The following is a 17,436-nucleotide window of genomic DNA, read 5'->3' as shown; positions in this document are numbered from 1 at the left end:
GATGACCAGCGGACACGAACCACACCGGATCGGCGGGCGCTACGAGCTCGGCGAGATGCTCGGTCGCGGCGGCATGGCCGAGGTCCGCAAGGGCAACGACGTCCGGCTCGGCCGGATCGTCGCCGTCAAGCGGCTGCGCACCGACCTCGCCAGCGACCCGACCTTCCAGGCCCGCTTCCGGCGCGAGGCGCAGTCCTCGGCCTCGCTGAACCACCCGGCCATCGTCGCGGTCTACGACACCGGCGAGGAGATGTCGACCGACGGCACCGACGTCGCGCAGCCCTACATCGTCATGGAGTACGTCGCCGGCCGCACGCTGCGCGAGATCCTCCGCGAGGGTCGCAAGATCCTCCCCGAGCGCGCCCTCGAGATCACCTCCGGCGTCCTCGCCGCCCTCGACTACAGCCACCGCGCCGGCATCGTCCACCGCGACATCAAGCCCGCCAACGTGATGCTCACGCCGTCCGGCGACGTGAAGGTGATGGACTTCGGCATCGCCCGCGCCATCGCGGACGCGTCCTCGGCGATGACCCAGACCGCCGCCGTGATCGGCACCGCGCAGTACCTCTCCCCCGAGCAGGCCCGCGGCGAGACCGTCGACTCCCGCAGCGACGTGTACTCCACCGGCTGTCTGCTCTACGAACTGCTCACCGGCCGCCCGCCGTTCGTCGGCGAGAGCCCGGTCTCGGTGGCCTACCAGCACGTGCGCGAGCAGGCCGCCCCGCCGTCCTCGCTCGACCCGGAGCTGCCGCCCGAGGTCGACGCGATCGTGATGAAGTCGCTGGCCAAGCGCGTCGAGGACCGCTACCAGTCCGCGGCGGCGATGCGCGCCGACATCGAGCGGTTCCTCGCGGGGAAGCCGGTCGTGGCGCCGGTCGCGGCCGTCCCCGAGGACACCACGTTCCTCCCCCAGGACCGTCCGTCCGAGTCCACCTCGATCTTCGGCGCCGCCGCACCGGTCGCCGGCGAGGGCGAGGGCGAGGAGGAGAAGAAGCGGAAAAAGTGGCCCCTGGCCCTGGTCGCGGTGGGGATCCTCGCGCTGCTCGTGGCGGCTGCGGTCTTCGGCCCGATGCTGCTGGGCTCCGGGCCCGACGAGCGGTCGGTGCCCACGGTGCTCAACATGACCAAGGCGGAGGCCGAGAAGGCGCTCGAGGACCAGGGCCTGCAGCTCGGCGAGATCGACCGGGAGGCGTCCGAGGACGTGCCCAAGGGCCGCGTGGTGTCCCAGGACCCCGAGCCCGGCGAGTTCCTGCCCGCCGGCGACCCGGTCGACGTCCTGATCTCCACCGGCCAGCCGGACGTGGTGATGCCCGACGTGCTCGGCGACGACAAGGACGACGCGAAGGACGAGCTGGAGGAGCTCGGGCTCAAGGTCAAGCTCGTCGAGGCGGAGTCCGACGCCGACGCCGACGTCGTGATCGACTCCGACCCGCGCCCGGCGACCAGCATCTCGGTCGGCACCCGGGTCACCGTGGTCTACTCCGACGGACCCGAGGAGGTGCCGAGCGTGGTGGGCCTGATGCAGAGCCGGGCCACCTCCAAGCTCGAGAACGCCGGGTTCAACGTCAACGTCGACTTCGACTCCGAGACCCGCGCCGAGCGGGGCACGGTGCTCTCCCAGACCCCGGAGGCGTTCTCGACGCAGCCGGAGGGGACCACCGTGACGATCGTCGTGTCCGACTACGTGGAGCCGACCCCCACCGAGTCGCCCACGCCGACCGAGACGCCCACGGAGACCCCGACCGAGACGCCCACGGAGACGCCGACCGAGACGCCGACGGAGACCCCGACGCAGGACCAGGGCGCGTTCTCGGTCTCCCCGAGCCCCTCGCCGTAGCCGGAGTCCGGGTCAGAGGTCGCCGTCGGTGCCGGCGCCGGTCCCGCCGGCCGGTCGGGCGTAGTCGAGGTCGAGCGTCCCCTCGTACGCGGGCAGCTCGACCTCGCCCTCGAGCTCGACGTCCCAGCCGAGGTCGAACCGGTCCACCCAGGTCTGGTAGCCCTGGATGTAGGGGTTCTCGTCGAGGCTGGTGTACATCGAGGACGGGTCCCCGACCGCGGTGATGACGTACGGCGGGGAGTACGGGATGCCGTGCAGGACCACGGTGTTGCCCACGCACTTGATGCCGGTCGTGGAGATCACCCGCTGGCCCTGGATGGTCATCGCCTCCGCCCCGCCGGCCCACAGCGCGTTGGCCACCGCCTGGATGTCCTGCTGGTGCACCACGAGCAGGTTCGCGTCCTGGTCGGAGGACTCGATCACGTCCTGCGGGGCGTCGTCGAGGGTGACCGTGATCGCCGGGCCGGAGGCCTCCTCGAGCCCCGCCGGGTCGCGCAGCGCGTCCACCTTCTCCTGGGCCACCTTGACGTCGGTGTCCTGCAGCCGCGCCGAGAGCCGCTCCACCTCCGCGGAGAGGGCGTTCGCCTCGGCCCGGAGCTCGTCGGTCTCCTCCTTCTGCTGCTGCACGACGGTGCTGAGGTCGCCGTACCGGCCGGCCCGGAGGTCCGTGCCGTCGGAGCTCACCGCACTGGTCACGAACAGGGCGCCCGCGAGCAGGAACACCGTGGGCACGAGCAGCCGCCAGGCCAGCGCGCGATCCCGGAAGGTCTCGGACCGGATCCGGCGGGCCGCGGCGATGCGTCGGCTCCACGTCTCCCGGGTGAGCAGGGAGGGGCGACGCGGGCGGTGCGGTGTGCTCATCGCGGGTCGGCCATCTCGAGTGTGCTTTCGTGGGGAAGACTGTCCCCGACTACGCTATCCGACAGTCCCCAGGGACCATCCCACCGTCAGTACCAAGGAGCTCACAGGTGTCCGACTCGAGCCGCAGCAAGGCGCACGCCCGCGGAACCGCATCGAAGGGCCGGCCCACGGCCCACGACGGGCCGACGACCTCCGTCGCCCGCACCGCGCTGTCCGCCGCCGTCGCACTCCTGGGCATCGCCTGGATGGTGGTCTACCTCAACGTGGCTCAGGACGGCGAGAAGCTGACCTGGATGGGCGACCTCGGCCGCTGGAACTTCCTGATCGGGTTCCTGCTGATCTTCCTCGGGCTGGCGCTCGCCGCGAACCCCGCCACCCCGCTCGGCCGCGGCCGCGGCGTCGTGGTCGGGATGCTCGGCTGCTTCCTGATCGGCCTGGTGTGGATCGTGCTCTACTACATCGCCGGCGGGACGATGGGCATCCCGGTGATCGCGGCCCTCGAGCAGTACAACCTGGTGGTGGGCATCGGCTTCATGGCCGTCGGGTTCGTCTACGCCACCCGCTGGGAGTGACCGGGGAGCCTCCTCCCCCAGAACGTGAGGCCGCCGTCGACCGTGAGGTCGGCGGCGGTTTTTCTGTGCTTCGAGGGCTGCCCACGGCGGCACCACAAGAAATGACACGTCTGTAGTTTCATCCACAGTACTTATCCCCAGTGTGGACAACTGTGGACCGCGGAGATCCCGTGTGTGCACACGTTTTACCCACAGTTGGGGACAGACACACCTGTGGAAAGACGGCCCTGTCCACAGGCACCGATGACTTACCGCGTCGACCGGGGTCCACCCAGGGACAGGACCGTCCACCAGGCGAGGAGGCAGCATGCCCACCCGACTCAACCCCTACCTCGGTTTCCGCGACAACGCCCGGGAGGCGATGGACTTCTACCACTCGGTGTTCGGCGGCGAGCTGACCCGCAGCACCTTCGCCGAGTTCCAGGCCGGCGACCCTGCCGAGCAGGACAAGATCATGCACTCGATGCTCGTCACGGAGAACGGGCTGGTGCTGATGGGCGCGGACACGCCGAACTCGATGGCCTACACGCCGGGCGACAACTACTCGATCTCGCTGAGCGGCGACGACGACGGCGAACTGCGCGGCTACTGGGAGAAGCTCGCCGACGGCGGCACGGTGACCATGCCCCTGGAGCCCGCGCCGTGGGGCGACACCTTCGGGATGTGCGTCGACCGGTACGGCGTCAGCTGGCTGGTCAACATCGCCGGCGGCGGCTCCTGACGCACGCGACCCCGGTCCGGGCGCCGCTGTGCAGCAGGCGCCCGGACCGGGGCGGGGGTCAGACCAGGGTGACCGTGCGGGCGAGCACGCCCAGCAGGACCAGCACGGCCAGGGTTCCGAGACCGGCCGCCTGCCAGGTGCCGCGGCGCTTGCGCGGGCTGTAGGCCAGCACCAGCGCGATCAGCACGCCACCGATGAGGCCACCGAGGTGGCCCTGCCAGGAGATGAGGCCGCGCCCGAAGACGGTGATCGCGACGTTCAGGCCGAGCCACAGCAGGATCTGGCTGTAGTCGGCCTTCACCTTGATGGCGATGACGAGCAGCGCGCCCATCAGCCCGAAGATCGCACCGGACGCACCGACGGTCGAGCTGTGCTCGGGGGAGAGCCAGTAGACGAAGACGCTGCCGACCATGCCGGAGAGCAGGTAGAGCGTCAGGAAGCGTGCCCGCCCGACCGCGGCCTCGAGCTGCGGCCCGAGGAACCACAGGGCGAGCATGTTGAACCCGATGTGCATCAGCTGGACGTGGGTGAACATCGAGGTGAGCAGCTGCCAGTAGGCGCCGTCCGCGACGCCGTCGATCTGGAGCAGGCTCCCGTCGGAGAGCCGGAAGAGCGCGCCGTCGGGCAGCAGCGCAAGCCGGTCGACCCACACGCTGGCGGCACCGCCGGTGGCGGTGATCAGCAGCCAGACCGCGACGTTGACCGCGATCAGGACCTGCGAGGTGAGCGCCGGGTTGGTGGAGCGGCTGCCGCCGTACGCCGTGCGGCCCGACCGCGTCGACCGCGCGCCCTCGGCGACGCAGTCCGGGCACTGGAAGCCGACCGAGGCCTGCCGCATGCAGTCGGGGCAGATCGGCCGCCCGCACCGCTGGCAGGTGATGTGCGTCTCGCGGTCCTTGTGCCGGTAGCAGGCCGGAGCGCCCGACGAGGGCGCCCCGGCCGGCGAGGAGTCAGACGGTGGCGTGCTCAGCGCCGTTCCACCTCGACCTGCTCGATCACCACGGGCTCGACGGGGCGGTCGCCCGCACCGGTCTTGGTGGTGGCGATCTTGTCGACCACGGCCTGGCTGTCGGCGTCCTCGACCGCACCGAAGATGGTGTGGCGGTTGTTGAGGTGCGGGGTCTGCGTGACGGTGATGAAGAACTGCGAGCCGTTGGTGCCCGGGCCGGCGTTGGCCATCGCGAGCAGGTACGGCTTGTTGAAGGACAGCTCCGGGTGGAACTCGTCCTTGAAGGTGTATCCCGGGCCGCCGGTGCCGGTGCCGAGCGGGCAGCCGCCCTGGATCATGAAGCCGTCGATCACGCGGTGGAAGCCGAGCCCGTCGTAGAACCGGCCGGTGGTCGGCTGGCCGGTCTTGGGGTCGGAGTACTCCTTGGTGCCCTCGGCCAGCCCGACGAAGTTCTCCACCGTCGTGGGGGCGTGGTTGGGGAACAGGTGTACGACGATGTCGCCACGGTTCGTCTTGAGGGTTGCCCAGAGGTCTTCGGCGGCCATGGTGCTGCCTTTCGGTTCGCGGTCACGAGTCGCCCCGATCTTCCCACGGCCCTCAAACCGCCCCGTCCCAGGGCTCTACGGCCGGGAACCTTTGACGTGGACCGGGTTTGATTCACCTCACGTTACCGGCATGATCGGGGCTACAGCGGGCATGAACTCCTGGAGACAACGAAGAGAGGACACCCTCGACGATGCTGAAGTCGAAGCCGAAGACGAAGTCGCAGAAGATGCGCGAGCACGCGAGCGAGCTCGCGGACAAGATCGCGCCCCACGTCGAGTCTGCCCGTGAGAAGGCCGCCCCGGTGATCGCGGACGCCCGTGAGAAGGCCGCCCCGGTCCTCGCGGAGGCCAGGGAGAAGGGCACCACCGTGTTCGAGGAGGCACGGGAGAAGGCCACCCCGGCGATCGACACCGCCCGCGACAAGTTCACCAGCGACGTGCTGCCCGTGCTCACCGCGGCCGTCGCCGCCGCCTCCGAGGCCACCGAGGAGGCGCGCACCGAGGCCAAGAGGCGGGGGCTCGCCACCGCGGCCGCGCTGAAGGGCGAGGTGGAGGCGCCGAAGAAGAAGAAGGAGTCGCACAAGCTGCGCACCTTCCTGGTGCTGCTCGGGCTCGGCGGGATCGCCGCGTTCGTGGCGAAGAAGCTCTCGGACCGGCAGGCGAGCACGGCCTGGCAGTCGTCGTACACCCCGACCCCGGCCTCCACGCCGACGCCGGCCGACGACACCCCGATGGGCACCGCGGCTGCCGCCGCCGCGGCGGCGCAGGCTCGCGACGAGGCCGCCGCCGCACCGGACGAGGCCGCCGCGGACGCCGCCGAGCATCCGCACAGCGCGAGCACGCCGGACAACCCGGTCGAGGAGATCCGGGTCGAGGACAAGGACTCCTGACCCGACTCCCACCCAGTACGACAGGCCGCCTGGACCCCACGGGGTTCAGGCGGTCTGCTGTGTCCGGGGCTTGCGGGGGCCGCGCGGGCGCCTCGGCGGCAGGTCCACCGGGCGGTGCTCCTCGACCCAGCGGTCGATCGCCTCCCACTGGGAGAACAACCAGTCGATCCGGGCCTCGCGCCCCTCCGGGATCTCCTCACGCGGGACCCGCCACCAGCGCATGATGATCTGCTTGTCCATCGGCAGCTCGCGCCACAGGTCGGCGACGGTGAGCAGGTGGTCCAGCCCGGTGTGCGCGACCAGGACCACGTCGGCCTCGGGCGCGGCGTCGAGCGCCGCCAGGAAGCCCCCGGGCCGGGGGGCCAGCACGTTCTGCATCCGCTCGGCCCGGCGCGCCATCGCCTCCAGACCGAGGCGGCGGAGCTTCTCGATCGCCCGTCGGCGCCGCTCCGGGGTGAAGTTGCCGCCCTCGGGAAAGATCACGAACGCGTCGTTCTCGTCGAGGTTCCGGGCGAGCTCCCCGATCTGCTGCTCCAGCACGTCCCCGGCGGACCCGCCCTTGGGGTGCGGGGAGATGAACCGGCTCGGCACCCGGTTGAGGAGCACGTCGATCGCCGGGTCCCAGGCCAGGGTGTCCTTGAGCACCACCCGCGGCTCCCGGCCGTACCAGTGCATCAGCGCGTACATCACCGTGAACGAGTCGCCGGGGCCGGCGTGCCGGGAGCAGACCAGCAGCGGGTGGCCCGGGAAGGCGTCGGGGGTGGGACCCTCGGTGACGATCTTGAGCCGCAGCACCCGGCGGGCCTCGCGGAAGAACACGATCAGGTAGGTCTGCGCGATGTCGTAGTGGATCCGCTCGAAGAACGGCCGCCGGATGAAGTAGCCGAAGCCGGAGGCGATCCACAGGCCGAACAGCTCGACCAGCATCACGGTCTCCAGCATCAGGTGCAGCAGCACCAGCCAGAACAGCCGCAGCGGCCGGAGCCGGCCGGGCACCAGCGGGGAGAGCAGCGCCGCGCCGAGCACCCACAGCGGCACGGTGGTCAGCAGCAGCGCGGTCAGCGCGACCACCGCCGGCCCCATCACCGCCCGGCGCAGAACCGTGGTCACGGCGTGTGCTCCTTCAGGTACACCTTCGTCGCCTCGTAGGCGGCGTCGATCCGCCGGAGCACCGCGGAGAAGTCCCGGTAGGACAACAGCGAGTCGTCGGCGCCGCCGGACCCGCCGGTGGGCAGCACGTGGGCCCGGACGTGCGGGGGCAGCTCGGCCATCTCGCGGTGGAAGCGGTGCCGCCGCGCGATCTCGAACGACACCCGGGCGACCTCCCACGGGCGGCGCGGCGGGGTCAGCGGCCGGTCGACCCGGCCCACCTGGAGCACGTAGATCACGTCGGCGCCGCAGGCGACCGCCCGGCCCACCGGGATCGAGTTCACGATGCCGCCGTCGAGGTAGTGCTGGCCGTCGACCTTGGCCGGCCGGAGCAGCCCGGGCACCGCGGCGGAGGCGACCACCGCGTCGACCACCCGGCCCGACGTGAACCAGTGCTCGGCGGCCCGTTCGATGCTCGCCGCGCAGCACTGGAACGGGATCGCCAGCTCGTCGAAGGTGAGGTCGTCGAGCTCCTGCTGGAGCCGCGCACGCAGCGGCTTCGCCGAGTGCAGGTGGGTGCCGGTGCGTACGGCGCGCGTCACCTGGCGCACGGGCCCGTCGCCGTACACCTCCCGGCCGCCGGCGGCGCTCTCCCACAGGGCCACCAGCCGGTCGATCACGCCGGGGGAGGGGTCGGCCGCGACGAGAGCGCCGTTCAGGGCGCCGACCGAGGTGCCGAGGATGATGTCCGGGACGATGCCCGCCTCCTCGAGCGCGCGGAGCATGCCCACCTCGACCGCGCCCATCACACCGCCGCCGCCGAGGACGAAGGCGATCCGGGGCCGGTGGTCGGTCCGGTCGGTGTCCGGCGCGGTCATCGCGGGCTCAGCGGCCGGTCGACGTACCCGTGGCGACCGCGGTCCCGGCGGACTCCGCCGCGATCCGGGCACGGACGTCGCGGGTGGCGCGGTGCTCGGCCCAGAAGGACAGGACCGGCACGGTGCCGAGCAGCAGGGTGACCGCGGTGAACCGCAGGTCCCAGCCGGCCCGGCGGGAGAGCACGAACGCCGCGATGAGGAAGATCATGTAGAGCCAGCCGTGCGCCACGCCGAGGTACTGGGAGATCCCGTCGCCGATCGCCTCCGCCTGGCTGCCCTCCGGGGAGAGGTAGTGCAGGGGGAGGCCGATCAGGCACAGGATGATCAGGAGGACGCCGACGATCGTGGCCATGGCCCGGTAGGGCCCGAGTGCTGCTTTCACGTGCTCGACGGTACCTCAGCCGACCCGGGCGCTCGCGCGGCGTGGAGCTCGTCGCGGACCCAGCGCCACCACACGAACAGCGCGAACGCCGCGAAGACCCACCACTCGAGCGCGTAGAGCAGGTTGCGCAGCGCGGTGAACGTCTCGGGCTCCGGGAGCGAGTCCGGCGTGACCGGCTCCAGGGAAGCGTCCGCGCCGGTGCTGGTGCCGGGGCTCGTGCCGGTGCCCCCGGCAGCGGGCTCCGCGGTCCGCTGGATCACGTAGGCGCCGTACAGGTCCTGGTCGACGCGCTGGATGGCGTCGGCGACCCGCAGCTCCACCAGGACGTCGTCCGCGGGGTCCGGGTCCTGCCGGCCGGAGCCCTCGGGCGGCTGCAGCCAGCCGGTCAGGTCCACCCGCCCCCGCGGCGGAGGCGCGGCCGGGTCGGGGGTCCAGCCGCGTACGACGAGCATGGCGGGGGCCTTCGCGCAGTCGGTGCCGCAGACGGCGAGGGGCGTGACGGCCCAGAATCCCGTGCGCTCCTCGAGCCGGCGACCGGAGACGTAGAAGGTCGCCTCGGGCACCCACTCGCCGGCGAGCTCGACCGGCCGGCCGATGGCGTCGGCGGGGTAGGGGGCGTCGGGGCCCATCACCTGCTGCAGCGGGAGAGCGCGGGCGTCGGCCAGGTCGGCCGCCTCGGCGTCCCGCCGGGTCTGCCAGGCGTCCAGCTGCCAGAGGCCGAGGCCGACCGCGGCGCCGACCGCGACCAGGGCGAGCAGGTGCAGCAGCAGGAGCCGGGGCGCGAGCACCACGCGCACCGCCGCCAGTCCCGCACCGTTCACGCAGGTCAGCCTACGGAGGCTCCGGTGGGCCGGGGGCGGCGGTCCGGCCGCACCGGCCCGGGCGCGTGCTGCCTGACAGGCGAACGGGACTGGGTCAGGATGGTCCGGTGACCAGCCGCGTGCACCACCTCAACTGCGCCACGATGTGCCCACCCGCCGGGCGGGTCCGTTCGCTGATGGTGCCCCGGCTCGTCGCGCACTGCCTGCTCGTCGAGTCGGATCGTGGCCTCACGCTCGTCGACACCGGGCTCGGCACCGCGGACGTCGCCGACCCGCGACGGCTGGGCCGCCCGTTCGTGGCCGCCACCGGCGCCCTGCTCGATCCGGCCGAGACCGCGCTGGCGCGGGTCCGCGCGCTCGGGTTCGCCGCCGAGGACGTGCGCGACGTCGTGGTCACCCACCTCGACCTCGACCACGCCGGCGGGATCGGGGACTTCCCGGGCGCCTCCGTGCACGTGCTCGGGGAGGAGCTCGACGCGGCCCGGGACCGGACCAGCGCGAAGGAGAAGGGGCGCTACGTCCCCGCCCAGTGGGCTCACGACCCGGACTGGGTGGAGCACACCGCCGCCGGCGGGGAGTCGTGGTTCGGCTTCGAGTCGGTCTCGGTGGTCGGCGACGATGTCCTGCTCGTGCCGCTGCGCGGGCACACCCGCGGCCACGCGGCGGTGGCGGTACGCCGGCCGGGCGGCGGATGGTTCCTGCACTGCGGGGACGCCTACTTCTTCCACGCCGAGAAGCAGCGGCCGCCGTCCTGCCCGGCGGGGCTGCGCGGGTTCCAGCGGCTGGTGGAGATGGACCGGCCGGCCCGGCTCGCGAACCAGGAGCGGCTGCGCACGTTGCACGCCGACCACGGCGACGAGGTGACGATGTTCTCCGCGCACGACGCGACCGAGCTCGACGCGCTGGCCGGAGTCACCGAGTAGCGGTCCGCCGTCCAGCGGCGGTCGGGTCAGGAGGCGGTCGGGTCAGGGGCCGCTGGACGCGACCCGGAGGCCGAGCGCGACGAGCACCGCGCCGCTGACCACCTCGAGCCGCTGCCGCACCCGGGGCCGGCGGAACCACGCGCCCGCACGGGCGACGCCGGCGGCCAGGCCCAGGTAGAGCATGGTCTCGAGCGTGACCTGGAGCAGGGCGAGCGCCGCGGTGGCCGTGAACAACGGCTGGTCGGCCGGCACGAACTGCGGGTAGAAGGCCATCAGGAACACCGCCGCCTTGGGGTTGGCGAGCTGCACGACCGTCCCCTCGGTGAAGGCGCGGACCGGCCCGCAGCCCCCGGCCACGGGGACACCGGCCGGGCCGGACGGCCGCTCGGCCGCCTGGGGTCCGCCTGTGGTGCGGGCCCGGCGGATCCGCCAGGCGCCCCGCCAGGCCCGCAACCCCAGGTACAGGAGGACACCGGCGCCGAGGACGCGGAGCACCAGGTAGGCCGCCTCGGACGCCGCGACCAGAGCAGCGAAGCCTGCCCCCGCGGCCAGTGCCCACAGGTAGAGGCCGAGCTCGAGCCCGAGCACGGTGGGCACCGCGCCGCGGAACCCGTACAACGCCGCCCGCCGGAGGATCAGCGCCATCGCCGGCCCGGGGGAGGCCGAGATCAGGACCACGGCGAGCACGAACGCCGGGAGCGAGGTGGTCAGGTCCATGCCGCCGAGTCTCCCAGCGCCGCGCCGTACGGTCGCGGCGTTTTCCCCGCCGCTACAGACCGGTCGGCTCGGGCAGCAGCCTGACGTCGCCGCAGACCGCGAAGGGGAGCAGGTCGCCGAAGGCCACCGCGGCCGCCGCGCGGGGGTTGCGCACGGCGAGCCGGATCACCCCGACCGGGTCCCCGGTCACCGGGAGGGCGGTCGCGGAGGTGAACCCGTCGGCGTAGGCGGCGCTGTCGTCCGACCCGGGCCAGGCGTCGCCGAGCGCGGCCCGCCGGTTCACCTCGTCCTGGGCCGGCGGAGCGGCGTAGGAGAGCAGGGCGAGCGCGGTCGCCGGGCCGGTGAACGCGAGCGCGACCGCGTCGATGCGGTCCAGGCTCCGGAGGTCCGCCCGGTCGAGCACCCGCTCCTGGTCCTCGACCGTCGCCTCCCCGCCCAGCGTGTCCTCGAGCGGGATGCAGGCGTCCCGCCCCGAGCGCAGGTAGTAGGAGTCGGCGGGCTGCGCGCCCGCCGCGGCCGTCCAGGGCTCGTCCGCCCAGCTCTGCGCGTCCGTCGGTGCGGCGTCGCCGGAGACGAGCAGGTGCTCCTCGGCCAGGACGGTGGCCCCGGCGAGCGGTCCGGCCCCGTCCGCGACCGCCGTGCGCACCGGGCCCATGTCCAGGTCGGGCCGGAAGCCGAGCACGAAGCCGGAGGTGTTGTTCCCCGTGAAACCGAGCTCCCAGTCCACGTCGTCCTGGGTGAAGCCGTAGTCGAGCTCGAACAGCGAGTTCTGGTCGCGCAGCCGCCCCTCGTGGAGCAGGACGGCCGCGCCGGGCGCCTGCTCCCAGAACCGGAACCGGTCGGTCATCAGGTCCGCGCTCGTCAGGTCGGGGACCCCGAGACGCGCCCGGACCCGGTCGAAGTCGGTCACGGTGGCCACGGCGGCCTCGTCGGGCACGTGCCGGAGTGCCTCGAAGAGCACGCCGTCGGGGACGCTCTGGGCCGGGCCGCGCGTCGACGGAGTGGCCTCGCCCCGCGGGGTCGGGCCGGCCGCGCCGGACGTACCGCCACTCGGGACCGGGCTGAACGCCCGCGGCCGTTCGGGTCCCCGCCGCAGCCGGCCAGGGCGGCCAGCACCACCAGGAGTACGACGGGGAGGGTGCGGGCCGTGGGTCGCATACGCGCGAGTCTGCCAGGGGAGGGGAGTCTCAGGTCCGCCGTGGCCGGCGGGCGGGTCCCCCGTCACGGTCCCCTGCCCGGCCCTCCCCGCGCGCGTGGCGCCTGCCCACGCCGCGTCCCGACGGAACGAGCCCCGGCTCATCCGGAAGGGGGGATGGCGGGGGTCGCCGCCGATGCGAGCGTGGGGCGCGTTCGTCCCCTCGAATCCCGTCCAAGGAGGACTCATGACTTCACAGACCACCCCCGAATCCACTCTGGGCAGCATCGCCCAGGGTGAGGCCCCGGTGCTCGAGCGCCTGGTCGCGATGAACCTGGACTCGTTGGAGAACTCCGGGCTGGACCTGAAGACGTACTTCCTGGCCCGGCTGGCCGCGCTCGTGGCGATGGACGCCGCCCCGGTGTCGTACCTGATGAACCTCGGGCTGGCCGCCGACGCGGGAGTGACCGTCGAGGAGGTGCAGGGCACGCTCATCGCCATCGCGCCGGTCGTCGGGAGCGCCAGGGTCGCATCGGCCTCCGGCAAGATCCTGCGGGCCGCGTTCGGCGTCGCGGTCGCCGAGGCAGAGGGCACCGTCCCGGAGCAGAGGAAGGCCTGACCGCAGGACAAGCGACCCCGTTACTCAGCCAGGCCGGGCGTGAGGAGCTCCCTGATCGATCAGGGTGGGTACGTCAGCCGTCGACCGAACGTCTCCGAAGGTCCGGTACACGACGTGCAGAGTGGCGTTGTGGTCCTGGTCGCGTGGGGCTGAACATGCGTCCGCCACGAGGATGACTCGGTAGTCGAGCGTCGAGGCGTCACGCACCGTCGCCTCGACGCAGACGTTGGTGACCGTGCCGGTGACGATCAGGGTCGTGATCTCTCGCTGGGCAAGGAGGTCGTGCAACCGGCACTTCCCCGGGAAGAACGCGCTCGGGGCGGTCTTCTCGACGACGACGTCGGCGCGGTCGACGTCCAGCGGGACGACCCAGCACACGGTCCCACCCTGGTGGCGGAGCTCGGCGGCGAGGCGGTTGACGTTCGGCACGATTCCCCGGCAGTAGGCGGACTCCTCGGCGAAGAACGGCACGATGTCGACGACGACGAGCGCCGTACGCCGTGGATCCAGCCACTCGTACGCGTGCCGGCGGCCGCGCCTCGACTCCTGCCGCTCGATCTCGCGGGGCTCGATGAACCACCGGTGGTGTGCCACGTCGGTCATGGGCCCGTTCCTCCCGAGGATGCATCGCCGAACTGCGAGTATCGGTGATCGGGCGGCGGACCGCTCTGCGACAGGCCGCGGACGGGGGTACGCACACGACAAAGCCCCTCTTCCGGACCGGAAAAGGGGCTCTGACCTGCGGTGGAGCCAAGGGGACTCGAACCCCTAACCCCCTGCTTGCAAAGCAGGTGCGCTACCAATTGCGCCATGGCCCCTGGTGGCACCCGCGGCGTGCCTGCCGCAGGACGAACCGGGAGTGGTCAGGCCTTGCCGACGTTGTCGGTGGCCTCGGCCCAGAGGGCCTGCTCCTGCTTGCCGGCCTGCACCTTCTTGCCGGCGATGACGGCGACGGCGGCGGCCAGGGCGACGAGGACGAGCTTCTTCACAGGGAGTTCCTTCCGGTCGTGAAGCAGGGGGGTTGGTGGGCCTAACAGGACTTGAACCTGTGACCTCTTCCTTATCAGGGAAGCGCTCTAACCGTCTGAGCTATAGGCCCGGGTGCGATGACATCGCCGGGGAAGATTACCCCATGGGGTCGGTGCCCCCCAAACCGAGACGGTCCGGGGTGGCCCGTGCCACGGCGAGGGTCAGCGCTCGTCCTCCGCGAGGGTCACCTCGACCCCGCCGAGCAGGGCCGCGGAGAGGTTGTAGAGGAACGCCCCGAGGGTGGCGATCGCGGTGATCAGCACGACGTCGACGACCGCCACGATCATCGTGAAGCCCATCACCCGGCTGGTGCCGACGTAGTTCTCCACGTCGAACGTGGTCGCCGACTCACCGCCGAGCACGTCCTGCACGGTCTTGTTGATCGAGTCCCAGACACCGGCGGCGCCGAGGACCGACCACACCACGGCTACCGCGATCACGGTGACGATGCCGAAGGCGATCGACAGCAGGAAGGCCGTCTTCATCACCGACCAGGGGTCGATGTGCGTCATCCGCAGCCGCGCCTTGCGGGTGCTCCGGCCACGCGAGGTGCTCGGGCGCGGCGAGGCCGCCGTACCGGCGGTGCCGGTGCGCGGCTCGGGCGCACCGCCCGAACGCTCGCCCGTGCGACCCGCGGGAGCCGAGCCCGAACGGCCGGAGGACTTGGACTCCGAGGCGGTCGGCAGCGCGTTGGACGCGGTGGCGATCGCCGCCGACACCCGGTCCGAGAGCGGACGGCGCGCCGTCGTCTCCCCGGAGCTGTCGGCGCCTTGCGCCGGCCCGCCCAGGGATCGACGGGGTGCCAGCGGTGTGTCGTCGGAACGACGGTCAGCCATCAGGACTCCTCGGTCTCCGCGTCAGCCGCGGTCTCGTCATCCGACGGTACCGCGACATCGTTCCCGTCGATTGTCGCACCGCCCTCCGCGTCGACTGCAGCCTGCTCCGCTGCGGCCTCCTCGGCCTCCTCCGCCGCCTCGTCGATCTCCGCGGCGCGCTCGACGCTGCGGGTGACCACCGAGACGGAGTCGTTCGGCTTGAGCTTCACGAAGGTGACGCCCATCGTGGAGCGGCCCTTGGGGCGGAACTCCTGGTCGATGGGGCTGCGCACGACCTGGCCGGAGGACGTGATCGACAGGACCTCGTCACCCTCCTCGACGATGAACGCACCCACCAGGTTCCCCCGGTCGTCGTTCTGCTGCATCGCCTTGATGCCGATGCCGCCGCGGCTCTGCAGGCGGTACTCCGAGATCCGGGTGCGCTTGGCGTAGCCGCCGTCGGTGATCGTGAAGACGTACTGCTCCTTCACCTCCGGCGACTCCTGCGGGTCCTCGCCGGCCTCGGCGACCGCCTCCTCGGCGGCGACCTGGGAGGCCCGGATCACCGACATCGACAGCAGCTCGTCGCCGTCGCGGAACTTCATGCCGGTCACGCCGGAGGTGGCCCGGCCCATCGACCGCAGCTGCGAGGGGTCGGCGCGGAACCGGATCGCCTGGCCCTTGCGCGACACCAGCAGGATGTCGTCCTCGGAGTCCACCAGCTCGGCGCCGATCAGCTCGTCGCCCTCCTCGCGGAAGTTGATCGCGATCACGCCGGCCTGGCGCGGGCTGTTGTAGTCGGCCAGCGACGTCTTCTTCACCAGCCCGTTGCGGGTGGCGAGGACGAGGTACGGCGCCTGCTCGTAGTCGCGGATCGCGAGGACCTGGGCGATCTTCTCGTCCGGCTGGAACGACAGCAGCCCGGCGACGTGGCCGCCCTTGGCGTCGCGCGACGCCTCCGGGAGGTTGTAGGCCTTGGTGCGGTAGACCCGGCCGGCCGTGGTGAAGAACAGCAGCCAGTTGTGGTTGCTGGTGGCCATGAAGTGCTCGACGACGTCGTCGCCCTTGAGCGCCGCGCCGCGCACGCCCTTGCCGCCACGCTTCTGCGTCCGGTACAGGTCCGCGCGGGTGCGCTTGGCGTAGCCGCCGCGGGTGATCGTGACGACGAGGTCCTCGTCGGGGATCAGGTCCTCCATCGACAGGTCGCCGTCGGCGGGGATGATCTGCGTGCGGCGCTCGTTGCCGAACTTCTCCACGATCGCGGTGAGCTCGTCGGCGACGATCTGCCGCTGGCGCGACTCGCTGGCCAGGATGTCCTCGAGGTCGGCGATGATCAGCTCGAGCTCGGCGAGCTGGTCGATGATCTTCTGGCGCTCCAGCGCGGCGAGGCGGCGCAGCTGCATGTCGAGGATGGCGCGGGCCTGCAGCTCGTCGATCTCGAGCAGCTCCATCAGGCCGTCCCGGGCGTCCTCGACGTCGGGGCTGCGGCGGATCAGCGCGATGACCTCGTCGAGGGCGTCGAGCGCCTTCACGAGGCCGCGGTAGATGTGCGCCTGCTCCTCGGCCTTGCGCAGCCGGAAGCGGGTCCGCCGCTGGATGACCTCGACCTGGTGGTGGATCCAGTGCGAGATGAACTGGTCCAGGGTCAGCGTCCGCGGCACGCCGTCGACGAGCGCGAGCATGTTCGCGGAGAAGTTGCTCTGCAGCTCGGTGTGCTTGAACAGGTTGTTCAGCACCACCCGTGCGACCGCGTCGCGCTTGAGCACGACCACGAGCCGCTGTCCGGTGCGCGAGGACGAGTCGTCGCGCACGTCGGAGATGCCCTGGATCTTGCCGGAGTCGGCGAGCTCGGCGATCTTCAGCGCGAGGTTGTCGGGGTTCACCTGGTAGGGCAGCTCGGTGATCGAGAGCATCGTGCGGCCCTTGGCGTCCTCGTCGATGTCGACGACGGCGCGCATGGTGACCGAGCCACGGCCGGTGCGGTACATCTGCTCGATGCCCTGGTTGCCGACGATCAGCGCGCCCATCGGGAAGTCTGGGCCCTTGACCCGCTCGAGGAGCGCGTCGAGCAGCTCCTCCCGGGTCGCGTCGGGGTTCTGCAGCGCCCACTGCACGCCCTCGTTGATCTCGCGCAGGTTGTGCGGCGGGATGTTGGTGGCCATGCCGACCGCGATCCCGGCCGAGCCGTTGACCAGCAGGTTCGGGAACCGGGCCGGCAGGATCACCGGCTCCTGCGAGCGGCCGTCGTAGTTGGGCGTGAAGTCGACGGTGTCCTCGTCGATGTCGCGCACCATCTCCATGGCGAGCGGCGCCATCTTGCACTCGGTGTACCGCATCGCGGCGGCGGGGTCGTTGCCCGGCGAGCCGAAGTTGCCCTGGCTGTCCACCAGCGGTGCGCGCATCACCCACGGCTGCGCGAGGCGAACCAGGGTGTCGTAGATCGCGGTGTCGCCGTGCGGGTGGTACTGACCCATGACCTCGCCGACGACGCGGGCGCACTTGGAGAAGCCGCGATCGGGTCGGTAGCCGCCGTCGTACATCGCGTAGAGCACGCGACGGTGCACCGGCTTGAGGCCGTCGCGGACGTCGGGCAGGGCGCGGCCCACGATCACGGTCATCGCGTAGTCGATGTAGGACCGCTGCATCTCGACCT

19 protein-coding genes and 2 tRNA genes are annotated in these 17,436 nt (G+C 71.9%); 6 read left to right on the top strand and 15 right to left on the bottom strand.

All coding sequences use genetic code 11. The annotated features are described in order from the left end of the window. Nucleotide 1: 1 nt before the first annotated feature. The gene (pknB, locus tag K1X13_RS05160) at nt 2-1,837 is read left to right on the top strand and encodes a Stk1 family PASTA domain-containing Ser/Thr kinase (RefSeq protein WP_221023910.1); all 1,836 of its coding nucleotides are present in this window, start codon (nt 2-4) and stop codon (nt 1,835-1,837) included. Between the two features lie 12 nt (nt 1,838-1,849). Here the strand turns inward: pknB and K1X13_RS05155 are convergent, their stop codons facing one another. Next, entirely contained in the window at nt 1,850-2,698 is an 849-nt protein-coding gene (locus tag K1X13_RS05155) for a DUF881 domain-containing protein (protein WP_221023909.1), read from the bottom strand. Between the two features lie 107 nt (nt 2,699-2,805). Between K1X13_RS05155 and K1X13_RS19580 the strand changes: the two genes are divergently transcribed. Then, nucleotides 2,806-3,270 carry a cell division protein CrgA gene (locus tag K1X13_RS19580; protein ID WP_308249403.1) on the top strand — a complete coding sequence of 155 codons (465 nt, stop codon included), beginning with the start codon at nt 2,806-2,808 and terminating at the stop codon, nt 3,268-3,270. Between the two features lie 307 nt (nt 3,271-3,577). Then, the gene (locus tag K1X13_RS05145) at nt 3,578-3,991 is read left to right on the top strand and encodes a VOC family protein (protein WP_221023908.1); all 414 of its coding nucleotides are present in this window, start codon (nt 3,578-3,580) and stop codon (nt 3,989-3,991) included. Nucleotides 3,992-4,049: 58 nt separating this feature from the next. On the opposite strand, the gene K1X13_RS05140 is transcribed toward K1X13_RS05145, so the two are convergent. Continuing rightward, nucleotides 4,050-4,829 (bottom strand): rhomboid family intramembrane serine protease, encoded by a 780-nt coding sequence (locus K1X13_RS05140; protein ID WP_221023907.1) that lies wholly within the window; start codon nt 4,827-4,829, stop codon nt 4,050-4,052. Between the two features lie 128 nt (nt 4,830-4,957). Continuing rightward, a complete protein-coding gene (locus K1X13_RS05135) occupies nt 4,958-5,485 on the bottom strand; it encodes a peptidylprolyl isomerase (protein WP_221023906.1) in 528 nt (175 codons plus the stop codon). A 191-nt stretch (nt 5,486-5,676) separates the two neighbouring features. Between K1X13_RS05135 and K1X13_RS05130 the strand changes: the two genes are divergently transcribed. Next, nucleotides 5,677-6,375: an apolipoprotein A1/A4/E family protein gene (locus K1X13_RS05130; RefSeq protein ID WP_221023905.1), complete on the top strand. Its 699-nt coding sequence runs from the start codon at nt 5,677-5,679 to the stop codon at nt 6,373-6,375. Between the two features lie 45 nt (nt 6,376-6,420). Here the strand turns inward: K1X13_RS05130 and K1X13_RS05125 are convergent, their stop codons facing one another. From K1X13_RS05125 to K1X13_RS05110, 4 genes are read right to left on the bottom strand one after another with little or no spacing between them, the layout of a single operon-like run. After that, nucleotides 6,421-7,485: a lysophospholipid acyltransferase family protein gene (locus K1X13_RS05125; protein ID WP_221023904.1), complete on the bottom strand. Its 1,065-nt coding sequence runs from the start codon at nt 7,483-7,485 to the stop codon at nt 6,421-6,423. After that, complete coding sequence (locus K1X13_RS05120; RefSeq protein ID WP_221023903.1) at nt 7,482-8,342, bottom strand: patatin-like phospholipase family protein; 861 nt, start codon at nt 8,340-8,342, stop codon at nt 7,482-7,484. The genes K1X13_RS05125 and K1X13_RS05120 overlap by 4 nt, the downstream gene beginning before the upstream one ends. Nucleotides 8,343-8,349: 7 nt before the next feature. Continuing rightward, nucleotides 8,350-8,724, bottom strand: coding sequence for a DUF3817 domain-containing protein (locus K1X13_RS05115; RefSeq protein WP_221023902.1), 375 nt, complete (start codon nt 8,722-8,724; stop codon nt 8,350-8,352). Continuing rightward, entirely contained in the window at nt 8,721-9,545 is an 825-nt protein-coding gene (locus K1X13_RS05110; RefSeq protein ID WP_221023901.1) for an SURF1 family protein, read from the bottom strand. Before K1X13_RS05110 ends, K1X13_RS05115 begins: the two co-directional genes overlap by 4 nt. A 107-nt stretch (nt 9,546-9,652) precedes the next feature. Between K1X13_RS05110 and K1X13_RS05105 the strand changes: the two genes are divergently transcribed. Continuing rightward, on the top strand, nt 9,653-10,468 hold the full coding sequence (locus tag K1X13_RS05105; RefSeq protein ID WP_221023900.1) for an MBL fold metallo-hydrolase: 816 nt from the start codon (nt 9,653-9,655) through the stop codon (nt 10,466-10,468). A gap of 42 nt (nt 10,469-10,510) precedes the next feature. Here K1X13_RS05105 and K1X13_RS05100 read toward each other — a convergent pair whose 3' ends face one another. Further along, entirely contained in the window at nt 10,511-11,185 is a 675-nt protein-coding gene (locus K1X13_RS05100) for a LysE family translocator (RefSeq protein ID WP_221023899.1), read from the bottom strand. 52 nt (nt 11,186-11,237) lie between these two features. After that, nucleotides 11,238-12,146, bottom strand: a complete 909-nt coding sequence (locus K1X13_RS05095; RefSeq protein ID WP_221023898.1) for a hypothetical protein — start codon at nt 12,144-12,146, stop codon at nt 11,238-11,240. A gap of 421 nt (nt 12,147-12,567) precedes the next feature. On the opposite strand from K1X13_RS05095, the gene K1X13_RS05090 reads away from it, so the two are divergent. Continuing rightward, nucleotides 12,568-12,939 (top strand): carboxymuconolactone decarboxylase family protein, encoded by a 372-nt coding sequence (locus tag K1X13_RS05090; RefSeq protein ID WP_221023897.1) that lies wholly within the window; start codon nt 12,568-12,570, stop codon nt 12,937-12,939. Nucleotides 12,940-12,963: 24 nt separating this feature from the next. On the opposite strand, the gene K1X13_RS05085 is transcribed toward K1X13_RS05090, so the two are convergent. The 6 genes from K1X13_RS05085 to gyrA form a co-directional block, all read right to left on the bottom strand. Continuing rightward, on the bottom strand, nt 12,964-13,542 hold the full coding sequence (locus K1X13_RS05085) for a cysteine hydrolase family protein (RefSeq protein ID WP_221023896.1): 579 nt from the start codon (nt 13,540-13,542) through the stop codon (nt 12,964-12,966). Nucleotides 13,543-13,684: 142 nt separating this feature from the next. Beyond that, nucleotides 13,685-13,757, bottom strand: a tRNA-Ala gene (locus K1X13_RS05080). Between the two features lie 45 nt (nt 13,758-13,802). After that, on the bottom strand, nt 13,803-13,928 hold the full coding sequence (locus K1X13_RS05075) for a DLW-39 family protein (protein WP_221023895.1): 126 nt from the start codon (nt 13,926-13,928) through the stop codon (nt 13,803-13,805). Nucleotides 13,929-13,961: 33 nt separating this feature from the next. Then, nucleotides 13,962-14,038 (bottom strand) — tRNA-Ile (locus tag K1X13_RS05070). Between the two features lie 91 nt (nt 14,039-14,129). Further along, nucleotides 14,130-14,804, bottom strand: coding sequence for a DUF3566 domain-containing protein (locus tag K1X13_RS05065; RefSeq protein WP_221023894.1), 675 nt, complete (start codon nt 14,802-14,804; stop codon nt 14,130-14,132). Continuing rightward, nucleotides 14,804-17,428 carry a DNA gyrase subunit A gene (gene gyrA / locus K1X13_RS05060; RefSeq protein ID WP_221024592.1) on the bottom strand — a complete coding sequence of 875 codons (2,625 nt, stop codon included), beginning with the start codon at nt 17,426-17,428 and terminating at the stop codon, nt 14,804-14,806. The genes K1X13_RS05065 and gyrA overlap by 1 nt, the downstream gene beginning before the upstream one ends. Nucleotides 17,429-17,436: the final 8 nt, after the last annotated feature.

The sequence above is a fragment of the Nocardioides jiangsuensis genome, assembly GCF_019679455.1.
In the GTDB taxonomy this organism is placed as follows: Bacteria; Actinomycetota; Actinomycetes; order Propionibacteriales; family Nocardioidaceae; genus Nocardioides_C; species Nocardioides_C jiangsuensis.
The sequence above is the reverse complement of the archived record's forward strand: the minus strand, read 5'-3'. Positions and strand labels throughout refer to the sequence as shown.

Coding starts and splice junctions, on each gene's coding strand:
- pknB (WP_221023910.1), top strand. CDS start 2: ATGACCAGCGGACACGAACCACACCGGATCGGCGGGCGCTACGAGCTC.
- K1X13_RS05155 (WP_221023909.1), bottom strand. CDS start 2,698: ATGAGCACACCGCACCGCCCGCGTCGCCCCTCCCTGCTCACCCGGGAG.
- K1X13_RS05145 (WP_221023908.1), top strand. CDS start 3,578: ATGCCCACCCGACTCAACCCCTACCTCGGTTTCCGCGACAACGCCCGG.
- K1X13_RS05140 (WP_221023907.1), bottom strand. CDS start 4,829: ATGCGGCAGGCCTCGGTCGGCTTCCAGTGCCCGGACTGCGTCGCCGAG.
- K1X13_RS05135 (WP_221023906.1), bottom strand. CDS start 5,485: ATGGCCGCCGAAGACCTCTGGGCAACCCTCAAGACGAACCGTGGCGAC.
- K1X13_RS05130 (WP_221023905.1), top strand. CDS start 5,677: ATGCTGAAGTCGAAGCCGAAGACGAAGTCGCAGAAGATGCGCGAGCAC.
- K1X13_RS05120 (WP_221023903.1), bottom strand. CDS start 8,342: ATGACCGCGCCGGACACCGACCGGACCGACCACCGGCCCCGGATCGCC.
- K1X13_RS05100 (WP_221023899.1), bottom strand. CDS start 11,185: ATGGACCTGACCACCTCGCTCCCGGCGTTCGTGCTCGCCGTGGTCCTG.
- K1X13_RS05090 (WP_221023897.1), top strand. CDS start 12,568: ATGACTTCACAGACCACCCCCGAATCCACTCTGGGCAGCATCGCCCAG.
- K1X13_RS05085 (WP_221023896.1), bottom strand. CDS start 13,542: ATGACCGACGTGGCACACCACCGGTGGTTCATCGAGCCCCGCGAGATC.
- K1X13_RS05065 (WP_221023894.1), bottom strand. CDS start 14,804: ATGGCTGACCGTCGTTCCGACGACACACCGCTGGCACCCCGTCGATCC.
- gyrA (WP_221024592.1), bottom strand. CDS start 17,428: ATGCAGCGGTCCTACATCGACTACGCGATGACCGTGATCGTGGGCCGC.